The sequence below is a fragment of the Oleiphilus sp. HI0066 genome (assembly GCF_001635725.1).
This window is the reverse complement of sequence record NZ_LWFH01000889.1, coordinates 1-589: the sequence shown is the minus strand read 5'-3', so window position 1 is coordinate 589 and position 589 is coordinate 1. Positions and strand designations below refer to the sequence as shown.

The 589-nt window shown below is 47.4% G+C and carries 1 protein-coding gene; it reads right to left on the bottom strand.

The annotated features are described in order from the left end of the window. Positions 1–42 precede the first annotated feature (42 nt). The gene (locus A3738_RS10480; protein WP_369819793.1) at positions 43–390 is read right to left on the bottom strand and encodes an SAM-dependent methyltransferase; all 348 of its coding nucleotides are present in this window, start codon (positions 388–390) and stop codon (positions 43–45) included. Positions 391–589 lie beyond the last annotated feature (199 nt).

Genomic DNA, 589 nt, shown 5'->3' with positions numbered 1-589 from the left:
AAAATCGAGCACTCGCGACCCCAGATGCACTTAGTGCGGCAATCAACGCACATGCACCCGGAACAGGTAAAACCTTACACCCTGTGCCCGCGCCTGAGACACCAGCACATAGCCTGGATCTGAAATCAGGGGCGTGCCTGCATCAGAGACCAACGCTACGCTCTTTCCTTGATTAACCAAACCAACGAGCTGATCAACCCGTTCTCGCTCATTATGCTCATGCAGGGAGAGCATTTCTTTCTGAATACCTAGATGAGACAACAACTTCTTTGTATGCCTTGTATCTTCCGCCGCGATCAGATCGGCATTCCCAAGAACTTCGATCGCTCGCTGAGAAATATCGCCTAAATTACCAATAGGTGTGGCAACAATATAAATAGCGCTTTCCAAATTTGTTATCCTCGCTCTAGAATTACCGTATGATAACAGCTTCGTTCCTCCTACTGCATTCAACATGATTAGAATACCCCTAAGATTTCTGACGCTCTCACTCTCAATTGGCTTAATCATTGCCGGGTGCAGCAGTCAGCCCAAGACCATAACTGGCGGGAAATCTCCTGAACAAGAAATCAAACCTTTAAGCGTTGGA